Here is a 785-nt window from a genome sequence, read left to right on the forward strand (position 1 = left end):
ACAGATCAATGACCCTCTGGACCGTGATCGCCTCTGCCCGTGGCAGGTAGAGCGGCCGAAGCCGTTCGCCTGTTTCTGGCGCTGTTTTGACAGGGAGTGCATTGGTCATTCGGCCCATAGCGCTATTCTGCGGCCCGCCGTTTCGCCCGACATCAGGGAACGATATCGCCCCCCATGTATTAGAAACCCATGGACACTATGGAACCCCACGGCCACGGGATAGCGGTCGATATTTTGACATCGGAAGTTGCCAATGCCAGGCAGCGCATCCACCGGACCGAGCTCGCGCTTCAACGTACTGAAGAGATGCTGGCCGAAAATCTCGCGCTGTGCAGCAGGATACGAACTGCGGTCGAGGCCGCAGACCGCTTGATGGAGATCGATCCCCCCAGCTTTGAACGACGTCGCACGGGTTGAACTGGGCCGGCGTTTCATTCGTCGCGGCCTTGCGGCACCCTGCCGCAAGAGCCTGCCCTATTGGCAGCGTGAGCAAACATTGGACAGAAGCATTCCAACGTTCACGATGTGCAACGCCGACGCCAGACCGACACGAATCTTCAGTTCAAAGAGCGAGGATAATGCTGCGGCAAACGAAGGTGGCACGGGGGGTCTTCGCGCGAGCCGGTTATGCGATCTCCCGCTCAGAGATTTATACTTAATATTCCGACGTCCTGATGGAACCCATTCGTTGCGGGCGAGTTGCGGCTCATTGGGAGGGACTTCCATGGCAACCAGCAACAAAGCAGACCATCAGTCTGTCTCCGAAGCGTTTCGGAAACTGATCC

General features: G+C 57.8%; 1 protein-coding gene. It reads left to right on the forward strand.

Annotated features, from left to right (window positions below; genetic code table 11):
* Positions 1–189 precede the first annotated feature (189 nt).
* The gene (locus NKJ81_RS32580; RefSeq protein WP_352542989.1) at positions 190–417 is read left to right on the forward strand and encodes a hypothetical protein; all 228 of its coding nucleotides are present in this window, start codon (positions 190–192) and stop codon (positions 415–417) included.
* Positions 418–785 lie beyond the last annotated feature (368 nt).

This window comes from Mesorhizobium sp. M0018 (genome assembly GCF_040323955.1).
Lineage (GTDB): Bacteria > Pseudomonadota > Alphaproteobacteria > Rhizobiales > Rhizobiaceae > Mesorhizobium.